Genomic DNA, 881 nt, shown 5'->3' with positions numbered 1-881 from the left:
GAGTACCGGCCGATGCCTTCCAACGAGTGGTCGACCTGCTTGATCATCGCGTCAGTACTGTCCGCGCCGTCCACCAGGAAGGTCTCCGTCCCCCACGACAACGCCAACTGACTACGCACCTCCGGCAGCGGCGTGAACGCCAACAACGGCAACCGCGTGTGCAACCGCGCCAGCCGCCGCACCGTATCCCCCGACTGCGTGAACGCCACCAAAGCCTTGGCGTTGAGCCGCTCGCCGATATCCCGCGCAGCGTAGGAGATGATCCCCCGCTTCGTGCGCGGCACATGATTGAGCGGCGGCACCGACGGCCCACCGTCCTCCACGGCCTGCACGATCTTCGCCATCGTCCGCACCGTCTCGATCGGATACTTGCCGACCGACACCTCACCCGAAAGCATCACCGCATCCGCACCATCGAGCACCGCATTCGCGACATCCGAGGCCTCCGCCCGGGTAGGACGACTGTTCTCGATCATCGACTCCAGCATCTGCGTCGCCACGATCACCGGCTTGGCGTTCTCCCGCGCGATCTGAATCGCCCGCTTCTGCACCAACGGCACCTCCTCGAGCGGCAACTCCACACCCAGATCACCACGAGCGACCATCACCGCATCGAACGCCAAGATCACCGCCTCGAGATTGTCGATCGCCTCCGGCTTCTCCAACTTCGCGATCACCGGAATCCGGCGGCCCACCCGATCCATCACCGCATGCACCCGCTCGATATCCGACGGCGCACGCACGAACGACAGCGCGATGAAATCCACACCCAACTCCAGCGCGAACTCCAGATCGGCGATGTCCTTCTCCGACAACGCCGGCACCGAGACGTTCATCCCGGGCAACGAAACACCCTTGTTGTTCGAGACGGGGCCACCCTC

General features: G+C 64.4%; 1 protein-coding gene. It reads right to left on the bottom strand.

From position 1 onward, the window contains the following. A partial coding sequence (gene pyk, locus FK530_RS24325) for a pyruvate kinase (protein ID WP_146489420.1) occupies window positions 1-881 on the bottom strand: 881 nt, incomplete at both ends.

It is taken from the genome of Tsukamurella conjunctivitidis (genome assembly GCF_007858475.1).
Lineage (GTDB): Bacteria > Actinomycetota > Actinomycetes > Mycobacteriales > Mycobacteriaceae > Tsukamurella > Tsukamurella conjunctivitidis.
Note: the sequence above shows the minus strand (reverse complement) of the source record. Positions and strands in the feature narration are given on the sequence as shown.